At 29.7% G+C, this 22,481-nt stretch carries 16 protein-coding genes and 1 riboswitch; of the genes, 1 reads left to right on the plus strand and 15 read right to left on the minus strand.

Annotated elements, in window-relative coordinates:
* Positions 1–106 precede the first annotated feature (106 nt).
* The 15 genes from KGF50_RS01415 to KGF50_RS01485 form a co-directional block, all read right to left on the minus strand.
* The gene (locus KGF50_RS01415; RefSeq protein ID WP_227846482.1) at positions 107–1,708 is read right to left on the minus strand and encodes a cell wall-binding repeat-containing protein; all 1,602 of its coding nucleotides are present in this window, start codon (positions 1,706–1,708) and stop codon (positions 107–109) included.
* Between the two features lie 355 nt (positions 1,709–2,063).
* On the minus strand, positions 2,064–3,944 hold the full coding sequence (locus KGF50_RS01420) for a cell wall-binding repeat-containing protein (protein ID WP_227846483.1): 1,881 nt from the start codon (positions 3,942–3,944) through the stop codon (positions 2,064–2,066).
* A 220-nt stretch (positions 3,945–4,164) separates the two neighbouring features.
* Entirely contained in the window at positions 4,165–10,101 is a 5,937-nt protein-coding gene (locus tag KGF50_RS01425) for a M60 family metallopeptidase (RefSeq protein WP_227846484.1), read from the minus strand.
* 122 nt (positions 10,102–10,223) lie between these two features.
* A riboswitch (cyclic di-GMP riboswitch) is annotated at positions 10,224–10,309 on the minus strand.
* Between the two features lie 222 nt (positions 10,310–10,531).
* Positions 10,532–11,935 carry a cell wall-binding protein Cwp9 gene (locus tag KGF50_RS01430; RefSeq protein ID WP_227846485.1) on the minus strand — a complete coding sequence of 468 codons (1,404 nt, stop codon included), beginning with the start codon at positions 11,933–11,935 and terminating at the stop codon, positions 10,532–10,534.
* Positions 11,936–12,446: 511 nt separating this feature from the next.
* The gene (locus KGF50_RS01435; protein WP_227846486.1) at positions 12,447–14,342 is read right to left on the minus strand and encodes a cell wall-binding repeat-containing protein; all 1,896 of its coding nucleotides are present in this window, start codon (positions 14,340–14,342) and stop codon (positions 12,447–12,449) included.
* A 316-nt stretch (positions 14,343–14,658) separates the two neighbouring features.
* A complete protein-coding gene (gene scfA, locus KGF50_RS01440; RefSeq protein ID WP_009891067.1) occupies positions 14,659–14,802 on the minus strand; it encodes a six-cysteine ranthipeptide SCIFF in 144 nt (47 codons plus the stop codon).
* A gap of 66 nt (positions 14,803–14,868) precedes the next feature.
* Positions 14,869–15,231: a TIGR04086 family membrane protein gene (locus KGF50_RS01445; protein WP_227827576.1), complete on the minus strand. Its 363-nt coding sequence runs from the start codon at positions 15,229–15,231 to the stop codon at positions 14,869–14,871.
* Positions 15,232–15,288: 57 nt separating this feature from the next.
* Positions 15,289–15,582 carry a preprotein translocase subunit YajC gene (gene yajC / locus KGF50_RS01450; protein WP_227846487.1) on the minus strand — a complete coding sequence of 98 codons (294 nt, stop codon included), beginning with the start codon at positions 15,580–15,582 and terminating at the stop codon, positions 15,289–15,291.
* Between the two features lie 133 nt (positions 15,583–15,715).
* Positions 15,716–16,837 (minus strand): tRNA guanosine(34) transglycosylase Tgt, encoded by a 1,122-nt coding sequence (tgt, locus tag KGF50_RS01455; protein WP_227434432.1) that lies wholly within the window; start codon positions 16,835–16,837, stop codon positions 15,716–15,718.
* 77 nt (positions 16,838–16,914) lie between these two features.
* Entirely contained in the window at positions 16,915–17,400 is a 486-nt protein-coding gene (locus KGF50_RS01460; protein ID WP_227846488.1) for a phosphate-starvation-inducible PsiE family protein, read from the minus strand.
* A gap of 11 nt (positions 17,401–17,411) precedes the next feature.
* Positions 17,412–18,437 (minus strand): tRNA preQ1(34) S-adenosylmethionine ribosyltransferase-isomerase QueA, encoded by a 1,026-nt coding sequence (gene queA / locus KGF50_RS01465; RefSeq protein ID WP_227846489.1) that lies wholly within the window; start codon positions 18,435–18,437, stop codon positions 17,412–17,414.
* A gap of 316 nt (positions 18,438–18,753) precedes the next feature.
* Positions 18,754–19,773 (minus strand): Holliday junction branch migration DNA helicase RuvB, encoded by a 1,020-nt coding sequence (gene ruvB, locus KGF50_RS01470; RefSeq protein ID WP_227827580.1) that lies wholly within the window; start codon positions 19,771–19,773, stop codon positions 18,754–18,756.
* A gap of 72 nt (positions 19,774–19,845) precedes the next feature.
* Entirely contained in the window at positions 19,846–20,448 is a 603-nt protein-coding gene (ruvA, locus tag KGF50_RS01475) for a Holliday junction branch migration protein RuvA (protein ID WP_227846490.1), read from the minus strand.
* Positions 20,441–20,950 carry a crossover junction endodeoxyribonuclease RuvC gene (gene ruvC / locus KGF50_RS01480; protein ID WP_227434427.1) on the minus strand — a complete coding sequence of 170 codons (510 nt, stop codon included), beginning with the start codon at positions 20,948–20,950 and terminating at the stop codon, positions 20,441–20,443. The genes ruvA and ruvC overlap by 8 nt, the downstream gene beginning before the upstream one ends.
* 252 nt (positions 20,951–21,202) lie before the next feature.
* The gene (locus KGF50_RS01485; RefSeq protein WP_227846491.1) at positions 21,203–21,832 is read right to left on the minus strand and encodes a hypothetical protein; all 630 of its coding nucleotides are present in this window, start codon (positions 21,830–21,832) and stop codon (positions 21,203–21,205) included.
* A gap of 202 nt (positions 21,833–22,034) precedes the next feature.
* Here KGF50_RS01485 and KGF50_RS01490 point away from each other — a divergent pair, with 202 nt between their 5' ends.
* Positions 22,035–22,358, plus strand: coding sequence for a DUF1540 domain-containing protein (locus tag KGF50_RS01490; RefSeq protein WP_227434424.1), 324 nt, complete (start codon positions 22,035–22,037; stop codon positions 22,356–22,358).
* Positions 22,359–22,481 lie beyond the last annotated feature (123 nt).

Below are 22,481 nucleotides of genomic sequence, written 5' to 3' on the forward strand. Positions count from 1 at the left end.
AACCTATAAAGTAATAACAAAATAGACTACAAAAAGTACTTTAGATGTGATTTTAAATTTTATGATACCAGTAAATTAATAAAAAAACAAGATTTATGGTAGTTTTTTACAAACTACCTTCATTACCATTTAAAAATTCTTGAGTAGCATGTACCTGACCATCAGATAATATATAAAGTCCAAATCCAGTACTAAAAAATTCGTCACTAAGCATATTTGCATTGTATTCTGGTGACTTCTTCCACACTTCGAATACAGTCTTTGCCAAATCTTTTGCATCTTGAGTCGTTTGGACATTCTTAGAATTAATATAAATATATGCTATATTTTCCTCGCTTCTCATTCCAAAATCAGAAAATACTTGTGGCGCATTTTTGCCATTTATATAATGTGCAAAAACTTTTTTATCCATCATATACTTAGACCATGCATTTGCCATACTTTCTAGTTTACTAGATACTACTAAAGCTTCCTTACCTTTTTCTTTTCTATAAGAATTAATTAAGTTATACATTTCAGTAGAAACCATCTTTTTAAATTCTGGGCTATTATAATCATGAGTTTTATCATCTAGTACTTTTATTTCTACTCTTTTTTCTGTACTTTGTCCCCATTCATCTGTAGCCTTTAGTGTCAATATATATGTACCTACTCTATTTGTATCTATAAATCCATCAACTTTTATTGGCAATACTTTTCCTGTATTGTCTTTAGCCACTATATTCAACTTACTACTATCAAACTTTTCACCTTTATATATCTCTGTAGCTCCTATTGTGATAGTTGGACGTTGTCCATTTGACTTTGATGCGCTTATACATTGTTCTATTACCTTGTCACTTAACTCACCTATAGAAGTTATGTGTTTAGCTCCTTCTAATACAAGCTTACTACTACCATCATTAACTAATACCATTGGAAAATCTTTAGTTAGTGGTGCAGCTGCTATAGCATCTACTAATTGATAGCCATCTGATACATAGAATCCATCTGAATTTTTATAAAAATAGTCTATTACCTTCTCATTAGTTTCAAATCGGTCAGTTCCTTCTATTCTTACTGAGTTTGTATTCTTAACTATAGCACTACTCATTATTTCTTCTGAGCCTATACAATATGATTGTATACTTTTAACATCAAAGGGCACACTCTTCCCATCTGTAAGTATGATTGGAGCACCATCTCTAGTAGCTACTGATGATACACTCATAGCATCTGCTTCTCCACTGTAGGCATTAGTTAATAGTACCTTATCCACTTTTTTTATAGTTGCTATTTCTTTAGCTATTAGATAACTTGTTTTTAGTCTATCTTCTCCACCAATTCTCTTGACTTCTATATTTTTAGAATTTAATTCTTTTTCTACTGATTTACTTATAGTATCTTCTGTACCTATTATGTATGCTTTTTTGATATTTTTTAAACATCTATTTGTATCTGTTGGTATCTTGTTTTTTTGTGTAAATAGTATTGGTGCTTTTGTTGCACCTGACAATCCACTTGCACTTAATCCATCTGCAAGCGATTTTTCTGTATTCACTAAAATTACTGTTTCATAAGTTTGTCTATCAGCTATCTTTGCTGCTGTTTCATATCTATCTTTACCATATATTTTTTCTACTGTTGATGATGCATTTACATTTTTAAAGCTCACCAATATTAATGCTACTGCTAGACCTAATGATAATATTTTTTTGTTCATTTTCATATCCCCCTGATGATTTTTATATTTTATATTTATAAAAGAAGTACTGTTTCTTTATTTTTCCTTTATTTTCTATACATTATAAAGTATATCTTATATAAATATCTTTCGTCTAGATATTAATGTCTTATTTCGTCAAAATTTAGATAAATTATTTTTAGGTATATTTTTAATATCTTAAAACACAATCTATGTATAAAAACTATTTTATATCATATATATGTAGTTAATATTATATTATTCTTTTAACTACATTTTTACTAAAATAGATTAAATAAAAAATAAGAATGTATTTTAGATATATAAATTTATATATCTAAATACATTCTTATTCTAGTTCTTACTAATCTTAGTATAGTTATTTTGATTCAATTAAACTCTTAATCTTATCCACTACAGATGAAGCTATTCCTCCACCCACTTCAAACAACTTAGATGAATTTTTATTTTTTAATGATGCTTCTTGTGATTTATCTAACGTATTTGTAGCAAGTACAACTGGTGAATTATTCTTGGCTGCCAATGGTCCAACTGCTAAAGCATCTATAAGCTTATCTTGATTAGCAACCACAATTCCATCCAATTTAGACTGAGAATAGAATTTATCTATTACTTTAGCATTAGTCTCCTGTCTATTTTGACCTGCTATTCTATTTTTTGATACATCTTTATTTGCTATTTTTCCGACTTGTTCAATAGCCTTGTTAGATATTTTTTCTACTCCACCAATAAAGTATACATTTGACACCTTGTTCGATTTAATAAATTGTTCTGCTTCATTATCTACACCATCTTTTTGTGTAAGTACTATTGGAGTTTTTTCCTTACCAGCTAGTGATGCTATTGATAATGAATCTGCTTCTCCATTTCCTGCCCCTATATACAACTTGCTTACATTATTTGTCTTATCAATTTCTTTTGCTATATTAATAGAAGTTTGATATCTTGTATCTCCACCTATTCTTTGAACTGATATTTTTGAATTTACTCCTTTAATAGCTTCAACAACTGAATTTGGCATTGAGTTATTTCCACCTATTACAATTACTTTTGATGGATTTAATCTTTTTAGTTCCTCTACAGTTTTTTGAGGAAGTTTATCATTTGAAGATAAAAGAATTGGTGAGTTTTTTACACTAGCAAGTGGTGTAGCTGTAAGCCCATCTACCATACTTCTATCTTCTCCATTTACTATTACAACTGTATCTGATTTTGTCCAACCACTTTGAGATATTTTGACAGCAGTCTCAAATCTATCAGCACCTTTTAATTTTTTTACTGCAACATTAGATGTAGAATCACTTGAACTTCCTCCGCCAGAGTTTCCACCACTAGATGAGCCACCTGAATTGCTTCCTCCACCGTTATTGCCACCATTATTATCTGGTGGTAATTCGTCTGGTTTAGATAATTCATTTTCAACTATATACTCTAAGCTTTTTGGAAGTGTAACCTCTACATATTTATTTACTGTAGCTGTTCTTCCTTTACCTGATTTTTGTGATAATCCAAGTTTTAATATTATGTTTGAGCCACTTTCTTCTGTTTCTTTGCTTACAACAGAATATTTTACTCTAATATTATTTAATAGATACTCAAGTGATTCACTTTTCTCAACCTTGTACTTTTCAGGGTCGTTTTTACTAGCTCCAGTTCCTCCTATTGGTTTTACTTCATTCTCATTGATAAGAGTAAATATTAAACCTTCGCCAGAATCTATACTTTCATAATCAATTGTTTTATTGTTGTAAGTTACAATTTTTAAAGCTGCATTACTACTTGTTCCATTCCCCAAAACTTTATATCCAGCATTTGAATTACTGCCAGATTTTTTTACAGATATTCTTCCTATGCTTAAGCTACTTTCATTTAGCAAATTTTCATTTGATGTAACATATATATCTAATGTTGTTGTATTACTTGCTTTATCATATGTTGAAACACAATTAGCATTTGCATTTCCACTTTTTATCTGAGCTTCTATATTATCAGCCCACTTAATCTTTTGTCCTTGCTCATTATCTGATACTTCCACTTCACCTTGTACTTTTATACTAGCTTGAAATGAATATACTATATTTTCTACTGAATCCACAGATATATCTATAGTATTTACTTTTTCATATGTTTTTGCCCCTTGTAATACTGGAGCTGCATATGCATATGTAGCACTACCAGTTACAGCCACTGCCATAGTCGACACTGCTAAAGTTCTTATAAGAGATTTTCCTTTACTCATAACACCCGTCCTTATCTACCATTAGCTAGGTGGATACAATCAAATATCCACCTAACCTTATTTATTTAATTTATACTATCTTAATTTTATATCTATATCCATGTACTATATTTACTTCATATTTTATATTTTATATTTAATTCTTCAAAATTTTATTAGCTATTAATATTAACTATTGAATTCCATCAGTATTATTTTGTTAGATTTAAACTTCTATTACCTATTTATCTCTAACAATATTACCTTTTACTTTATTATTTATAGATATAATCTTCTTGTTGCTAACATCAATAGTATTTTTTGTAGATTTTCTCGCTTTACTATTACTATCAGTAAGACTTATAGTATTTAACTCATCATAATTTTTAGCTCCCACAGGTACATACATTGTATCACTTACAAATCTTTGACCTATTGGAGTATCTCCTTGAAGTTCATTATATCTATACAATTCTGCCTTAACCCTATCACTTAAAGAATCAAAGCTTTCTTTTGCCATATAGTAAACCCATGTACCTTTACTTATTTCACCTAATTCACCTTTTTCTGGCACTTCTGCAAATAAAAGCGCTTCTCCAGATATAGTTTTATTATTTTTATCTATAAGTAATGGTAAATTAAATGCTGGATTTCCACTGTATTCACCTGTAATTACTATTGAACCAGCTGGAATCTTAGCTGTTTCATCTTCACTCGTATTAGTATCATCCTTTTGATATACATAATCTTCTGCTAGTTTTCCAATTCCATTAGTACGCGTTTGGTCTGCACTATTTACTGTTCCAATCTCTATGTTGTCACCTGGAGGCCCTATTATATCTAACTCTGCTACTTCTATATTAGACTTATTATTTGATATTAGTTTTACATATCTAGCTTGGTATGTCCAAAGTTTACCATCTTTATTAAATGTAACTCTAGCTTCATTATCTTGGTCTTTTCCTCCACCAACTAAATCTTGTCCATATTCAAAAGTTCCTTGGCTAGCATCTTCCCAATTCTTTTTATCATTACTTACTTGTATCTTGTAATTTGTCAATGGATTATATGTTGTACTTGTATCTTTTCTAAAGTTGAATAATCCTTTTAATGATAATTTTCTAGCTTCAGTTTTTGGCTTTGTATATTTTAATCCTACTATAGGCAATGTTTCCTTCATATCTACTATTATATATGGATTTTCTTCTACATTTATATCTGGGTCTTTTTGTGGGTCTTTGTTCCACTCAGCTTTACTTATTCTCTTTCCTTTATATGTAGTACTTGCATCATTATCCTTGATATTATCAATCTCTGGATTTTGTAATGGTCCATGTGAGTCATTTTCAGTTCTAACATCACCATCAGAAACAGTATTTGTTATAAATGACCATGCTGACTTGTTTATTTTTCCTTCATCTGATAATTTTACAGTACCAACTTCAAACTCATCTGTTGGATTTAGATGATAGTCATAAGCAACTACTTTATATGTAAATACTCTATTATTAAGAGGAGATATATTATCAGTAAATTTAGCTTGACTATTTCCTTTTGCATCTACAAATCCTACTGTTCTGTATTTTACTTTAGTCCCATTTTCACTATCTAAATAGTTTCCATCACTTCTTATTATCTCGTATCCTAATATCTTATCTTTGTCTTTATCGACATCTAGGTCTATAGATATTTTATTAGATTTAACTAGAGAACCACTTTGTACTCCATCAGAAAAACTAGCACTTACTTTAGTATCTTCTGCCATGCTTGTTATATTTTCATTTAAAATCTTTCTTCTAGCTTCATCATTTATATATTGTATCTTTCTAGCCTCTTTTTCGTACTTTTTACTATCCATTATACTGTTTAGCTCTGGTGTAATTTCTACTCCCCATGCCTTAAAGTAATCTCTTAAATCTTTTTCAACAACACTTGATGCCATTGCAACTAACATTTGGTCTTTTGGTAAATTATTTATTGGGTCGCCACTTGAAAGTGCTCTGTATTTTCTTGAGATTTTAGCATAGAATGTATCATTGCTTAAATCAGCATCTGAGTTATTCTTTAACATTGAACCAGTGAAATCATCGTCATAAGCTAAATGTAATTGCCACAACATTCCAAGTCTCTCAAATACATTACTTGGTATACCTAAACTGTTTGAAGTTACATGTTCATATATCTTGTCCATTGTTGAACCTTCAAGTCTTGAGTGCGTCTTATCATCAAATGTTTGAGCAAGTAAAGCAAGTACATTGTTACTAGTTTCGCTATATGTCATCTTACCAATGTCTGTAACATGTCCTATCTCATGACCTATTCCCCATCCAAATAAACTTCCTCCTGTAGCTTTTCCACTAGCATCTATTTGGAAAGGTACTCCATTCATAAGCCCTGGAACTGAACCATACTCTACTCCTACATGTAAACCAGAAGCATACATAAATGCTCCAATAAACATTCTTTGATATTTTATATTCATACGAGATTTAGGAGCCATATCATTTTTAGTTATGCCAAATTCATTATCATCTACAGTTCCATTGCCATCTAAGTCTTGTGTCTTAAACACTCCTCTTTCAGAATATATTAAATCCATTATTTGTTCCCATGCAAGCATACTATTGTACAATCTATCTACTTGTGTATTTAAATCAGAATTTCCTTTTGATATTCCTTGATATACAGCTGTTGCAGGAACATTTAATGTAACTTTATCACTTTCAATATCTGTAGTGTTTAATACACCAGTTGTTTCTGAATATCCATATGAATTGCCAATATTAGTTCCTGGATAATATGGTTCTCCCTTTATATCATTCTTATATTTAGCTAATTCTTCTATATAGGCTCTTATCTTTTTCTTAGATTTAGAAACTCCTTCAGGACTCTTATCATTTATCATTCCATTTAAGTTAAGATGTGGTATCTTAGTAGCTCCTGCTACACGTACTTTTATATCTCCACCACTTGGAGCATCATAAGGGTATCTTATATACAAGCTTCCTCCACATTCTACATCTAAACTATGAAGTTTACTTAACTGAATTACATTTTTACCTGTGTTAAGGTTTATTTCTCCACTCTTATATGCACCAGACTCTCCATAGTATTGTGTATATATTAGTTTAGGAGTTCTACCACTTTTACTTCCGACATATACCGTGATTTCATCTCCTGCTCTAGCAGCTACCCCTAATGCTTGCCAGTCATTCCCCATACCTAGGTTATTAGACTTAACAGTATAGTTTCCACTCTTATCTTTGTATTTTCCTGAAACATTTATATCTTGATTTACAGTTGTTACATCAGCAAGTGCGGCTCTATCGTTATACAAGTCTTGTGCTAGCTTTAATTCTCTATCAATAATTGTCTTATATGGATGATATTCTCCACTCACTTTATCAGGAGTACTAATTCTATCTTTTAATTCCGTTATTTTTTCTTGAGTTACATCTTCTTTTAATTCAACTTGCAAGTCATCTACAAATAGATTTCTTACATCTTTTTCTATACTGTCATACTCATAGAATTTAAGTTCTGATATATTAGCTTTATATGAATAAGAAGAACAAACATTTACTTGTATTTTAGTAGCATTTATTGGTTCCTTTAATCTTACCATTACATATCTATTATTATTTACAGGGTCTGTTTTTGTTTCAAAAGGTACATCCCCTAAATTATGTACTTGACCATTTTCATCCCAGTATTGTATTTCAAAGTCATTAATTGTCTTATCAGAAACATCAAAACGAGGTGTAGCCATAAAAGTATCCATAGTATAAGCTTTATCAAAAGTTATTATTGGACCTCTATTTTTTCCTTCAGCTGCATTATAACTTGGGAATGTCCAGTGTGTTGTAAAATCTCCATCAACCACATTAAATTTATTAAATGGATTTTTGTCACTATATTCACTTTTATCATATCCAGCTGGATAAGTAACATCTACTATATGATTTGTTGGTATCCCAGAACCTGCATCTAACTTAGGAGTATTAATTAGTCTGTAGTTAGGTGTTGTTGGAGCATCCACACTTTCAGTTGTTCCTATATATGTTTTAGACATTCCACTAGTGCCTAAATGATTAGTGGCTGTCATTCTAACTTCATATGTTGTATTATCCTTAAGCCCCTCTATTTTTAAACTTGTTCCACGAATAAGTTTGTCATTATATTTTATCCAAGAGCCATTAGAATTTTTTTCTCTGAAATATAAATCAAAGTCTTTAGCCTGTTTATGATTTTTCCAGCTTACATCAAGAGCCTTAAATCTACCTTTAACACTTATACCTTCTGGCGGTTCTGGTTTTGTATCTGGTACAACTTGAAATTCTATTATACTATCTGGACTAAATTGTATAGGCTTATAATTTGAGTCTACATTTTCTGGAACTCCATCCAAATTTTCTGCTGTTGCATCTTTATATCCACTACTCCAATCTCCATTTAAAGATTGTATGCTAACTCTGTATAATCCATATGCTTGTATATCTCTAACATCTATAGTATTTTTACTAGTTTGTAATTTTTTAGTTGATAATACCTTTCCGCTACTGTCAATCGTATCTAATATAAGTTCGTATGCAGATACATTTACTTCATTATTCCAATAAAAAGATACTTTTTCATTTCCAACCGCAGTACTAGTCGATATTTTATTGATTTTAGGTATATTCATTTCTGGTTTTGGTATTTCTTTATATACATTATTTAAAAATTCAACTTTAGATATTTCTGCAAGGTTTCTATCATTTGCTGTTGTAGCTGTTATTTTTATTGTTATCTTTTTTACTGCTACTTGTTTACCAAGATTTATTACTATATCACTATTTTGGACTTCTGCATATGTCTCTACTGCTGACCTACCATATGTAGATGTTGTAGAACTATCATCTTTGCTGATATTATCTTCTTGCTTTGATGTATCTTTGTCAGAATCAGACTTATCTGTTGATGAATTTTCTTTATCATTATTTTCTTTATCATTTGTATTTGAAGTTGAATCTTCTTTATCATTTTTTCCTTCTTGATTATTGTCTAAGTTACTATCAGATTGGTCTATATTTTCATCTTCATTATTTGTCTCTTCTTGTTCGTTATTTACTTTCTCTTGCTCTTGTTCCTCTTTTAAAGTTTCTACATATTCTTTATTTTCATAAGGAACCTGCTGAACATTACCATCTTTATCTGTAACTTCAACTATTCCTTTTGCTGGAGCATTGCCTTCAGGTGCTTTTATATTTATGACTTCCATATCAAGTGCTTCTGATAAAGCTATATCCATTACTGCTGGTTTTTCTTCTGATATCTCATCACCTGCATTTGCTGGAGATATTTTAACTCCACTATTCTCTCCAATAAATAAATCCTCTACCGTACCTTGAATATTTGTATCACTGTTTTTTTCTAATGTTACTTTACTTGTATCTACTATAGGATTGGTAGATACTATACTCTCTAGGCTTTTTTCATCTTCACTTTGACCTAAATTTTTCTGAACATAGTCCAAGTCGGCAATATCTACCTTTCCATCTCTATTTAAATCATATTCACTTTTATTTGAATTTATATTTTTCAATACATCATCATAATCATTCTTATCCACTTTTCCATCATTATTCACATCGCCCATCAAGAATAATTCATAGTTTAAAGGTTTATTTTTATCATCTACACTTGCTCTATTACTTAATAAAACTCTTTGTGAATAACTTGATATATCAATATCTTTAATTTCCTTACTCTTGAATCCTCCTCCAGAGACTTCTACATTGTATTTTCCAACAGGTAAATTATTAAATACAATATTATAATATGATATATTCTCATCTTTATTTTTTATTTCACTTCTACGTGCAGATAGTTTTTTTATAGTATATTCTATATTATCTGCCCCAATATTTAATGTTCCTGAATCTTTTTCTCCAAGCTTTATTATTCCACTATTATTACTATCATCTTTTAATTCCAATTGTGTATTAGTTATACTTTCTGATTCATTATTTTTTATTGGAAGTGAAAAATTTAAATCTACTTCAAGATTCCCCTTTAACTTCTCTGTAACTGATTTTTCAACTGCCCTTAATTTGCCCTCCAAGATAGGTTCTGCAAAAACATTTAGTGGTGCACTACACATTGACACTGCTAGTACACAAGATATTGCCTTTTTCATGAAACAACAATCCTCCCTCAATAAATTTCTAATTTCTCATGAATTTAAATACTATAGTTTCAGACAATAAAAAAAGACACTCAAAGAGAATCTTAATTATAAAATAAAAAGACTTCACTCTTTTTAGCAACTGGCTGATATGGCTTTAAAAGCTTTAACCCCTATAGTTTTGCGTCATTAGGTTTCCCTAATTTTGCCATTTAATTTTCACTACTTTCTTACCCATTTTATACCATTTTTAAACTTTTTGATACAATTTTTTTACACTAAATTATAAAAAAATAACATTTATATTATTATATTAATATAAATGTTATTTTCTATTATAATTTCATTATTTATATATTACTTTCTCACAGCTATCATTTTATGTATACTTTCATATTGTCTATATTTATATTCTCTAGGATACCTAAATTATAACAAATACTTATTTTTTATATCTTCCATAAAACTCATGTGTTGCATATATGTTCTTATCTCCTGTTATGGCTATTCCAAATCCCATTATTTCATATCCTTTATGTAGCATATTGGTACCTTCTTCAGGATTTGTCTTCCACTCATTAAAAATAAAATTACCTATATCATCTGCATCTCTATTTGTATAAACAGGTTTATCTGGAATTTTATATTTAATTATATTTTCACCTTGAACTGCAACATATCCAGGTTTAATCTCACTCCAATCTAAGTACTTTAGAAAAGTAGAGTATGAGTTTTTCCCATTTATTGTGTGAGATAAAGTATTCTTATTTGCCATTAAATTAGACCAATCATTTGCTAATCCCTCTAATCTACTTGCTACAGATAACTCTTTTACTCCGTTTTCTTTTCTATATTGTCTTATATGAGCATATACTTTTCCCTTTATTCTGTCCTTAAATGTTCTATCATTTGGATTATAATATAGTCCTTGTTGATTTGGAGAAGCTTGATTTATACACTGTTTGATTACATTCTGATTTATCCCTCCAAGTACTGTAAGTTTATCTGCTCCACTTAAAATACTCTTATTGCTACCATTTTCTACTAAGACTACAGGAGCATTTTTTGCTATTGTAGAAGCGACTAATGCATCTGTTAATTGTAGACCTTTGCTTAAGTAAAACTCTTTACTGTTTTTATAAAACTCTTGTATAACTCTCTTATTGGTGTCAAACCTATCTGTTCCACCTAACCTAACAGAATTTGTACTTTTTACCAACTCATCACTTATTATTTCGCTAGAACCAAGTGCATAGCTCTTTAATCCTGTAGTGTCAAATCCTACACTATTTCCATCTGTAAGTATTATAGGCACTCCATCTCTTGCAGCTACTGGCGATGCACTTATTGCATCTGCCTCTCCTGTAATTCCATTAGCTATAATTACTTTATCAATAGGTTTGATTTCTTTGATTTTCTCAGCTATTTTCACACTTGTATCAAATCTATTCTCACCAAATATTCTTTGTACAGCTTTCTTTTTAGAAAGTAATTGATTTTCAATATTTTTACTTATTGTCGATTCTGAACCTATTATATATACAGTGTTTGCTTTGTTTAGTCTTTCCATAGTAGTACTTGGAATTTGATTTTGTTTTGTCATTAAAATAGGCGCATTTAAGGCTCCAGCTAAACCACTTGCACTAAGACCATCTGCCAAGCTATTATCTGAATTAATTAGTATTGCTGTATTATAGCTTTGTTTATCTGCTATTTTTGCTGCTGTCTCATACCTGTCATTACCTTTTATTTGTTCAACTGATGTCAACGCATTTACTATAGGAGTATTTACCATTACTAAAGATAGTGTAAGTCCTATAGCTAATATCTTTCTACTATTCTTCATATTATTATTTACCCCCAATATATTTTTCATATTTTTTTATCAATACTTTTGTCCATTCTCAATAAAAAGTTACAGTTTTGTTACCATATTTTATATATAATACCATAGTTATCCATATAACTCAAACACTATGATTAAAGTTTTTATTCTCCATAAATTCAAAACATTATAACTTATTTTATTTTATTAAGCAATAAATTCAAAATAATATATGTTAATAGGATGTTTAATCATTATAAACAATATCATTTATAATAATTTTTTTATAATATTAATTTTACAGTATTATAATCAAAAAATAAGAAAATAAGATACCTCAAATTAATTCTAAATGAGATACCTTATTTTTATTCTTTTTATTTCATTATTTGTATATATTTTATATTGTAGACATCATATCTTATCTAAGCATCTTGTATAAATGTGCATTATAGACATTATATCTTATCTAAACATCTTGTATAAATGTATATTATCTAAACAAACTTATAACATCAAATTTTATATATTATTAGTTCTTAGTAAATAAGTTTATTTTTTCTGCTATTTTTTCTATAGCATTTTTAGCTATTCCTTCACCTATTTGAACTAACTTAGTAGCATTTTTAAGTCTTAATTCAACTACTTCTTCTTGTGACTTAGAAAGTTCTTCTGTAGTTAATACTATTGGTGCTTTTGAACTAGCTGCAAGTGGTGCTGCTGTAAGTGCATCAACTAATTGTCCATTTCCACCTACATAACCATCTTTTGCAACATATGCTTTAGTTGCTCCTGCATAGTACTTGTTGATTACTTTAGCATTAGTATCTTTTCTGTTTTCTCCAGCTAATCTTTCAACTTTGTTGTTTAAATCTATTTCAACTAATTTATCTTCAACCTCTTTTGATACAGAATTCTCTCCACCAACGATTTCTAATTCTTTTCCTTTTAATAGCTTTTCAGCATCTGAGTCTAATTTGCTATCTGTAACTATTATTGGAGCTCCAAACTGAGCAGCTCTAGCAGATATACTCATCGCATCTGCTTCTCCATTTCCACCTACTACAAATGCAGTTTTGAATGTATCTTTTAATTGTTTTGCTATTTCTAAAGAAGTTTCAAATCTGTCATCTCCAGAAACTCTCTCAACCTTACTTACACCTAATTTAGAAAGTTTTGCTTCAGTCTCTTTTGATATTTTAGATTCCCCACCTACTATATATATTTTCTTAGAAGATAAGTTACTTCCAAGTACTCTTAATATCTCAGCTTCTATTTCTGATGGTAATGAATCTTTTTTAGATAATAATATTGGTGCATTTTTTTGAGATGCAAGCGGTGCTGATGCTAATCCATCAACTATAGCATCTTCTCCAACTAAAATTATTGAATCTGCTTCTCCATCTTTGAATCTTTCCTTACTAACTTCTACTGCTGTTGTAAATCTCGAATCTCCTGATAAAACTTCTACTTTTAATTCTTTTCCATCTTTTACATCAGTTAATACTTTGTGTAAATCTCTAACTAATTTATGGTTTTTACTTGATACATTTATTGTTTCTGGCTTTTCATTTGTCTTACTTAAAACCATATCAAAGCTTGATTTTTCTGGTTTATCTTTATCATCACTATCTTCTTGCTCTTGAGTAAGTATTGCTTCATTCTCAAATGTTAAAGTATATCCATTTTTAACTTTATTAACTATTTCTCTACCTAATGTAGTTAATCTAACTCCATCAAATAAATCTTCTGCTGATATGTCTTGTAAATCTGCATTTTTAACTGTTATTGTATGTAATTCTTTTGATTCTATATCGCTATAACTCTTTTCATAGCCTTCAAAAGTACCTTCTTCTGATGTTACTGGTTTTGCAAAGTCTAAATGTTGGTCTCCTACATTTACTGTGATTGTATTTTTTGAATCTTTTGCTCTTTTTACTTCAACTGTGCTAGTAGATTTTATAGTTGCTGATAATTTACTATCAGAATCTTCTGCTAAAGTTGCATTGAAAGCATTAATTGCATCTACTATTTCTTGAGCTGTTTTGTAGTTTTCAATTTTATAGTCAACTACTTTTCCACCTATAGTTTGATGACCTTTATCTTGTATTGTAACTTTTAAACTTTGTCCTTCTACTAATGAGTTTATCTTGTTTTGTAATTGAGTTGCATTAGTTAAGTTTACATTATCTACTTTTATATCGTAAACTCTATCATTTACATTTGCTCCTGCTTTTGTCTCTTCAAACTTAATCTCTAATGCTTTTCTAACCTCTTCTATTAGTTTAGTAGAATCCTTTGCACTTACTGTGTAATTTTTATCAACATTTTCTGACACAGTGTTATCTGCGAATATTGGTGCTGCTGCACTCATAACTGTAGCTCCTGCCATTACTATTGCCATACTTCTCTTTTTGTTACTTAACATATTTATGTCCTCCGAATATTGTTTTTTAATTTTTTATATTCGTATTTCCCACATCTAAATAATATTATATATAATATTATTTTTCAATACATTTTATCAGTTTACATAATTTACTAAGACATATATTAGAAATATAAGAATAAAAAGTTAGATTTTGAATATATAAAAAATTGAATACTAACACATCAAACCTTGTTTTATGTAAATATATTAAGCATTTTATATGGACATAAAAAAATAAAAAAAGGATACCTCATTAATGATTAAAAGAACCATTTTGAGATACCCTCTTACAAACAACTAAATCAATAATTTTCTATCTTTCACACTCTTGATTTGCAACTGTACAAGAAGTTTTACAAGCTGATTGACAAGAAGTTTGACACTCTCCACATCCACCTTTTGCAGCACTTTGCTTTAAAGTAGCTTGAGATAAAGTTTTTACATGTTTATTTTCCATTTTCAACGCCTCCATTTCTAATTGTTTCCTAATTGATTATATCACAAAACCACTTTAATATAAACTCTATTTAAAATTGACACCTAATACGCCTCCAATACCTCCTGCTGCTGATATAAGCAATAACTTATAAATCATTCCTACTTCAAATACGAAGCTCTCTTGTGCTAAAAACACAGTCAAAAAAATACACACTATGTACAAAAGTCCAACTAAAAGCCCATACATAAGTCCCTTTTCTTGCATGTGTTTTGAAGTGTAAAAACCTCCTATAGCTGCAGAAATAGTAGTTATAAATGATGCAACCATAGTTATATTATCTCCACCAATATCTGTAAATGTCAAAAATAAGTTATACACTAATAAAACAGCCAAAGTTATTATATATGCATATCCCAAACCTTTAAAAATATAATTAGATTTTCCCATAAAAAAACCTCCTCTCAAATTAATATATATTCGAGAAAAGGCTTTTAAATTACTATTTTACTGTTCTTCTATTTCTTCTTTTCTAGATTGAACTGTCCCTATAGCCCATTTTTCAAATGGAACTTTAGTTCTGTTTGGTCCTAATTCTAATATTACAACATCATCTTCAACTTTAGCTACATTAGCTACTATTCCACCTATTGTAATGACTTTGTCTCCTACACCTAGGCTACTTCTCATTTCTTTCAATTGTTTGTCTTTTTTCTTTTGAGGTCTAATCATTAGGAAATAAAAGATTGCGATTACTACTACCCATAGACCTACACTCATCATTATTTGTTGCTGTGGCATTAATTTTTCACTCCTTTGTAAATTATACTCTTTCGTAAATCGTAATAAATGTTTATATAACAATTTACTTTCTTTAGCTTTGAGTACTATTGAATATTATATATTAAAATGATTATAATTAATAGTGCAAAACCTATATTTCATACCCATATTTTGCAAAAAATTCATTTCTAAAATCAAGTAATCTATCTTCCATTATTGCTTGTCTTATTTGTTTCATTAAATTTAGTAAAAAGTGAAGATTATGAGTAGTTATCAATCTTGCACCCAATATTTCATTTGCTTTTACAAGATGTCTTATATAGGCTCTTGAATAATTTTTACAAGCATAACAATCACATTCAGGGTCAAGTGGAGTAAAGTCTTCAGCATAAGTTGCATTTCTAACTACTACTTTACCTTGACTAGTCATTGCTGTTCCATTTCTAGCTATACGAGTAGGTAAAACACAGTCAAACATATCTACTCCTCTTATAACACCTTCCACTAAATCATCTGGACTACCAACTCCCATTAAGTATCTTGGTTTGTCTTTTGGCATAAATGGAGTTGTGTGTTCTAGTACATCGTACATAAGTGGTTTTGGTTCTCCAACGCTAAGTCCACCAATCGCATATCCAGGTAAATCAATACTTGTTATTTCTTTTGCTGATTGCTCTCTTAAATCTTTATACATTCCACCTTGTATTATACCAAATAAAGCTTGCTTGTCTGTATTATTATGGGCATCTTTACATCTTTTTAACCATCTTGTTGTTCTTTCTAATGAATTCTTTACATACTCTCTATCTGCTGGGTATGGTGCACACTCATCAAATGCCATCATTATGTCTGAACCTAACGCATTTTGTATTTCCATAGCTTTTTCTGGAGTTAAAAAATGCTTTGAACCATCTAGGTGTGACCTAAATTCTACACCTTCTTCTTTTATCTTTCTCAAAGGCCCTAAGCTAAATACTTGAAATCCTCCACTATCTGTAAGTATTGGTTTATCCCAGTTCATAAACTCATGAAGTCCACCAGCTTTTTTTATAAGTTCATGTCCTGGTCTCATATATAGATGATAAGTGTTACTAAGTATTATTTGTGAGCCAATCTCTTTTAATTCTTCTGGTGTCATAGACTTTACTGTTGCTTGAGTCCCAACAGGCATAAATATTGGTGTTTCTATAATCCCATGTGGTGTGTGTAATCTTCCAAGCCTTGCACCACTTTGTTTACAAGTTTTTATCAGTTCGTATCTTACTGCGTACATAAATCTCTCCTTAATAGTTTTTATTTCTAGTTATTCATAATATATATTTTTACTAATCTAAATATCTAATATATTTTCTAAATAGATTTATCTTTATCTTCTTTACTTTGTTGTTCTTTGATTGCTTCTTCGTCATGGATACTCGTTATATTAAGAGCACTTTTGTCTTTTGTTACTAAAAACTTTTTTATAGCAAATAGTCCTGCAATAGCTATAACTCCAATTAAAACGTCTACCATCCCTTCATTTTTAGGAAGCAATAACATTTTTCTAGCTATAGCATATAGTAGTGCCTCAATAAACGCTCCTGGTATGTGAAGTGATAGCATTACTACAAGTTCAACACCTATCACCAAAAGTAATATTTGTGCTAAGAAATCATTAAGCTGACTGTATTGTACTGGATTTTGAAAATCAACTATATATGCTCCCCACATAAGTCTTAATACATCTATTGTACCTAAAAATACTGCTATCAGAACTACTACTGCTAATACACGTTCAAATATAAAAGCAATCTTTAATATAGGGTTATTCTTTTTTTGTTTTTGTAAACTATGCATCTATTACCTCCCTACTTTATAATCATAGCATCTCCAAAACTGAAGAATCTATATCTTTCTTTTACTGCCTCATTATATGCATTTAATACATTATCTTTTCCACAAATAGCACTTACTAACATGATTAATGTAGACTCTGGTAAATGGAAATTAGTTATAAGTCTATCCAAAACCTTAAATTTATAACTTGGATATATAAATATATCTGTCCATCCACTAGTTTCTTTCATCTTGCCATTTTCATCACAAGCTGATTCTATAGTTCTACAACTAGTAGTTCCAACACATACTACATTGTTCCCATGTTCTTTTGCTCTGTTTATTTTGTCAGCTGCCTCTTGACTGACCATATAATATTCTGAATGCATCTTATGATTTAAAACATCATCTACTTTTACTGGTCTAAAAGTACCTAAACCAACGTGTAAAGTTATAAATGCTATATCTACACCTTTTTCTTTTATTTCATTTAATAATTCTTCTGTAAAGTGTAAACCTGCTGTAGGTGCTGCCGCTGAACCATTATGTTTTGAATAGACAGTTTGGTATCTTTCTTTTTCCTCTAATCTAGCAGTTATATATGGAGGAAGTGGCATATTTCCAAGTTCATCTAAAATCTCCTCAAAAATTCCATCATAATGAAACTTTATAATTCTTGAACCTTCATCTGATAAATCTACAACTTCTCCAATCAGCTTTCCATTTCCAAAGGAAAACTTAGTTCCAACTTTTGCTCTTTTGCCTGGTTTTACTAAAGCTTGCCAAGTATCTTCTTCTGTTCTTTTTAATAATAAAAATTCAATTTTTCCACCAGTCTCAAGTTTTTCCCCTATTAATCGAGCAGGTATAACTCTAGTGTTATTTAAAACTAAACAATCTCCTGGACTTAAATATTCTATTATATCTCTAAATACTTTATGCTCAATTTCTCCTGTTTCTTTATCTAATACCATCAATCTTGAACTAGCTCTATCTTCTATAGGAACTTGAGCTATAAGTTCCTGTGGTAAATCAAATTTAAAATCACTTGTTTTCAATGTCAGACTTCCTCTCTTAAAATTTCTCTAGCTACAATAATATCAAAAAAACAACTTATTTTCTACAATATTACCATAATCTATCAATAAATCCCTATTTTTAACATACAGCATATCCACAATATATAGATATTTTTCCACGATATACACGTCTTATCCACAATATATAGATACAGTACACACATTTTTTCTTGCATTTATCCACAGTATCTACAGATATAATTACCATTTTGTGGATATGTTTGAATTTTTGCCCATTTTAGAAATATTTTAATTTAATGATTATTTTTTTAATTGATACTTCTTTCTTCTACTTTTATCTATCACTAGGATAAGGTATTTTTAGATGTTCATAGGCTAATGGCATAGCTACTCTACCTCTAGGACCTCTATTTATAAACCCTAGTTGAAGTAAATATGGCTCATAAACATCTTCTATTGTATTTCTATCTTCACCAATTGAAGCTGCTAATGTGTCAAGACCTACAGGGCCACCCCTAAATTTTTCTATTATAGTCATAAGAAGCTTTTCATCCACAAAATCAAGACCTAAATTATCAACTCCTAAAAGTTCAAGAGCATCCTTCGCGACTTCATCAGTTATCCTTCCATCTGCCCTAACCTGTGCAAAATCTCTAACTCTTTTTAGTAATCTATTTGCTATCCTTGGAGTTCCTCTTGAGCGTTTTGCAAGTTCTAAAGCTCCTTGAGATTGTATTTCTGCATCTAAAATATTTGATGACCTAAGCACTATTTTTGAAAGTTCATCAACTGTATAATAATCTAATTTACAAATAACACCAAATCTATCTCTAAGTGGATTTGTAAGCATACCAGCCCTTGTAGTAGCTCCAATCAGTGTAAATTTAGGAAGGTCAAGCCTTATACTTCTTGCAGATGGCCCTTTACCTATTATTATATCCAAACAAAAATCTTCCATTGCTGGATACAAGACCTCTTCAACACTCCTATTGATTCTATGTATCTCATCTATAAATAAAACATCATTTTCATTCAAATTTGTAAGTATAGCTGCTAAGTCTCCTGCTCTTTCTATTGCGGGTCCTGATGTAATCCTCAAATTTACTCCCATCTCATTAGCTATTATACTTGCTAGTGTAGTTTTTCCAAGCCCTGGTGGCCCATATAAAAGCACATGGTCTAACTGCTCATTTCTTGATTTTGCAGCCTCTATAAATATACTAAGTTGCTCTTTGGATTTTTCTTGACCCAAATAATCTTCTAGTGTCTTTGGTCTTAAACTATTTTCTATATCTATATCTTCCATCTTCATGGTAGAAGTTATTATCCTATTTTCATCTTCAAAATCTTGCATTTATACCCCTCCTTCCTTAATTTTGGAAATCTACTTTATTTTAAATATTATTTTACATTCACAAATTAAATGCTACTTCATAGATTTACTCATTATATATGTAAGTGATTTTTTTATAATGTCTTCTGTATTCATACCATCTTTTTTACATTTTTGAACTGCCTCTTTTGATTCTGCTAAGGTATATCCCAAAGCTACAAGTGCATCTATAGATTCATCTTGAGATATTAAAGTAGGTTTTTGTGATAATAATGTTGGTTCAAATTCTATATTATTTTTATCTACTTTATCTTTAAGTTCTAAAACGATTCTCTCTGCTGTCTTTTTACCAACGCCTGGAGCTTTAGATAATTTTCCAACATCTTCGCTTAAAATATAAGCTCCTAGTTGTGCTGGTGATGCAAATGATAGTATTGAAAGCCCCACCTTAGGTCCTATTTTTGATACAGATGTAAGCAATTCAAACATCTTTAGTTCTTCTCTGCTTGCAAAACCACAAAGACTCATATCATCTTCTCTTACTATTAGTTTAGTATATATTTTTGCAGTATTCCCTATTTGTAAATTCATTATTGTATTGGATGACACATTTATCTTATATCCTATATCATTGTTTTCAACAACTATACTGTCTATATAAATTTCTTCTACTGTACCTTTTATATAACTATACATACTTCCCACCTATATTCTTTAGAGTTTTTTCAAGTTTATTTGAATGAGCATGGCAAATAGCCACAGCTAGAGCATCTGCAACATCATCTGGTTTTGGAACTTTTTTTAAACTTAAAAATGAGGTTACCATCTGTTGAACTTGTGCTTTATCTGCTCTACCATATCCAACTACACCTTGTTTTACTTGAAGCGGAGTGTATTCATATATTGGTTTGCCATTATGTGCACAAGCAAGCATAGTAACACCTCTAGCCTGTGCTACTGTTATAGCAGTTTTTACATTTTTGTTAAAGAATAGTTCCTCCATTCCAACTTCATCTATATTGTAATTCTTTACTATTGTATCAATTCCTTTATATACAAGTTCCAATCTCTTAGAGATATTCATATGCGCAGGTGTTGTCACTGCCCCATAATCTATTACTTTAAATTTACTATTTTTATATTCAATTATACCATATCCAACTATGGCTATACCTGGGTCAATCCCCAATATCATCATTTTAAAAAATTCCTCCTAAAAATAAAAGAAATACCAAAATGTATTTCTCATAAAAACTTATGTTCTAAATTATTATACCATAAATAATATTAACAAATCATAAAATGGTTTATGTTAAATACAAAATCAAATAAAAAAGTTATATCAAAGCGAACTTATCACTTCAATATAACTTTTATATTTAGTACAAATAAATTATTGTATTTTAATAGGCATTAAATATGGTTTGAATCTCAATATTAACTTAAAATATTAACTTGCGAAATCTTCTAATCTTGAATAGGCATCTTCCTCTGTATCCATAACTACACCTTTTTTAAGTTCATCTTGAACAGTCTTAGGAAGGGAATCTACTCTTATCTTTGTTTTTTCTACTAATGTTTTATTTCCACTATCATCATATTTATACAATGCTATATTTCCATTATCATTTTCAATTGTATATTTACCTTTTATAGTAGTGTTCATTGCTTGTACATCTTTATTATCACTGTTTTTAGATTCTACTAATATGATTTCATTTTTATCCATACTCTTTATCTTTTTAGTTGGATATTCTTGTTTAAAATATGATACTATTTCCGATTTTGTCTTATCTAATAATGACTCTGGCACTACTCCAGCCATTGTAAGTACTCTCTTATAGTTAGTTTCATTTTCGCCTTCGCTTTGAAGCCAAACTTCACAGTTCTTATTTAATCCAAAAGCTTCTTTTGATTCTTCATTCATATTCGCACTAGCACTTACAACTTTACCAGTTTGAACTCCATTGTTTTTTAATTTTGTTCCTATATAAACTCCACTACTTAATACAAATACTCCTACTAGTACTAATGCAGATATTTTCCAAGGAAATAATTCTTTTTTCTTCTTTTCAAACATTGATTACGCCTCCTTTTTCTATTATTTTCTCCAAGCTGTAAGTTTTTATACAATTTAGGTAAATTTTAGAAGAAAATATATCTGTATTTCAAATTAATCTAAAAATAGATATTTTCTAAAAGGAAGTTTTCTCTTAAATGTTATATTCTTGCAATTATATGGACATAATTTATAATAAATAATAGTTTAGGAGGTAATAACTTTGGAAAGAATCAATTGTAATGTAACTAACTGCTCACATAATAACAGCCATATATGTTATGCAGATAAAATTTTTATAAATGGTGAACAAGCTCATAATGATAGACATACTTGCTGTAGTTCGTTTTTAGATGAATCTATTTATAGTAATCTATCTAACAATGTTAACAATAGAAACTGTGAAGAATTAGTTTGTAGTGTCAAGACTTGTAAGTACAATAAAGATGGTAGCTTATGTAATCTTGATAATATAGTAGTTGCTCCTGAAACTGATAGAGTAAATCTTTACACTGAAACATGTTGTTCTAGTTTTAAATGTAAATAATCAAAATATAAATAATATAAGGGTGTCAAAGGTAATCAAAGCAATATACTGTAGAGTATCTACAGATATTGATTTGATTATACTTAACACCCTTATTTATTTTAAATAAAATCTCATTACTAT

Source organism: Clostridioides sp. ZZV15-6598, assembly GCF_020657705.1.
Classification (GTDB): domain Bacteria; phylum Bacillota; class Clostridia; order Peptostreptococcales; family Peptostreptococcaceae; genus Clostridioides; species Clostridioides difficile_F.

Excerpts from the sequence above, each read along its gene's own strand:
- KGF50_RS01415 (WP_227846482.1), bottom strand. The coding sequence starts at position 1,708 with ATGAAAATGAACAAAAAAATATTATCATTAGGTCTAGCAGTAGCATTA.
- KGF50_RS01420 (WP_227846483.1), bottom strand. The coding sequence starts at position 3,944 with ATGAGTAAAGGAAAATCTCTTATAAGAACTTTAGCAGTGTCGACTATG.
- KGF50_RS01425 (WP_227846484.1), bottom strand. The coding sequence starts at position 10,101 with ATGAAAAAGGCAATATCTTGTGTACTAGCAGTGTCAATGTGTAGTGCA.
- KGF50_RS01430 (WP_227846485.1), bottom strand. The coding sequence starts at position 11,935 with ATGAAGAATAGTAGAAAGATATTAGCTATAGGACTTACACTATCTTTA.
- KGF50_RS01435 (WP_227846486.1), bottom strand. The coding sequence starts at position 14,342 with ATGTTAAGTAACAAAAAGAGAAGTATGGCAATAGTAATGGCAGGAGCT.
- scfA (WP_009891067.1), bottom strand. The coding sequence starts at position 14,802 with ATGGAAAATAAACATGTAAAAACTTTATCTCAAGCTACTTTAAAGCAA.
- KGF50_RS01445 (WP_227827576.1), bottom strand. The coding sequence starts at position 15,231 with ATGGGAAAATCTAATTATATTTTTAAAGGTTTGGGATATGCATATATA.
- yajC (WP_227846487.1), bottom strand. The coding sequence starts at position 15,582 with ATGCCACAGCAACAAATAATGATGAGTGTAGGTCTATGGGTAGTAGTA.
- tgt (WP_227434432.1), bottom strand. The coding sequence starts at position 16,837 with ATGTACGCAGTAAGATACGAACTGATAAAAACTTGTAAACAAAGTGGT.
- KGF50_RS01460 (WP_227846488.1), bottom strand. The coding sequence starts at position 17,400 with ATGCATAGTTTACAAAAACAAAAAAAGAATAACCCTATATTAAAGATT.
- ruvB (WP_227827580.1), bottom strand. The coding sequence starts at position 19,773 with ATGCAAGATTTTGAAGATGAAAATAGGATAATAACTTCTACCATGAAG.
- ruvA (WP_227846490.1), bottom strand. The coding sequence starts at position 20,448 with ATGTATAGTTATATAAAAGGTACAGTAGAAGAAATTTATATAGACAGT.
- ruvC (WP_227434427.1), bottom strand. The coding sequence starts at position 20,950 with ATGATGATATTGGGGATTGACCCAGGTATAGCCATAGTTGGATATGGT.
- KGF50_RS01485 (WP_227846491.1), bottom strand. The coding sequence starts at position 21,832 with ATGTTTGAAAAGAAGAAAAAAGAATTATTTCCTTGGAAAATATCTGCA.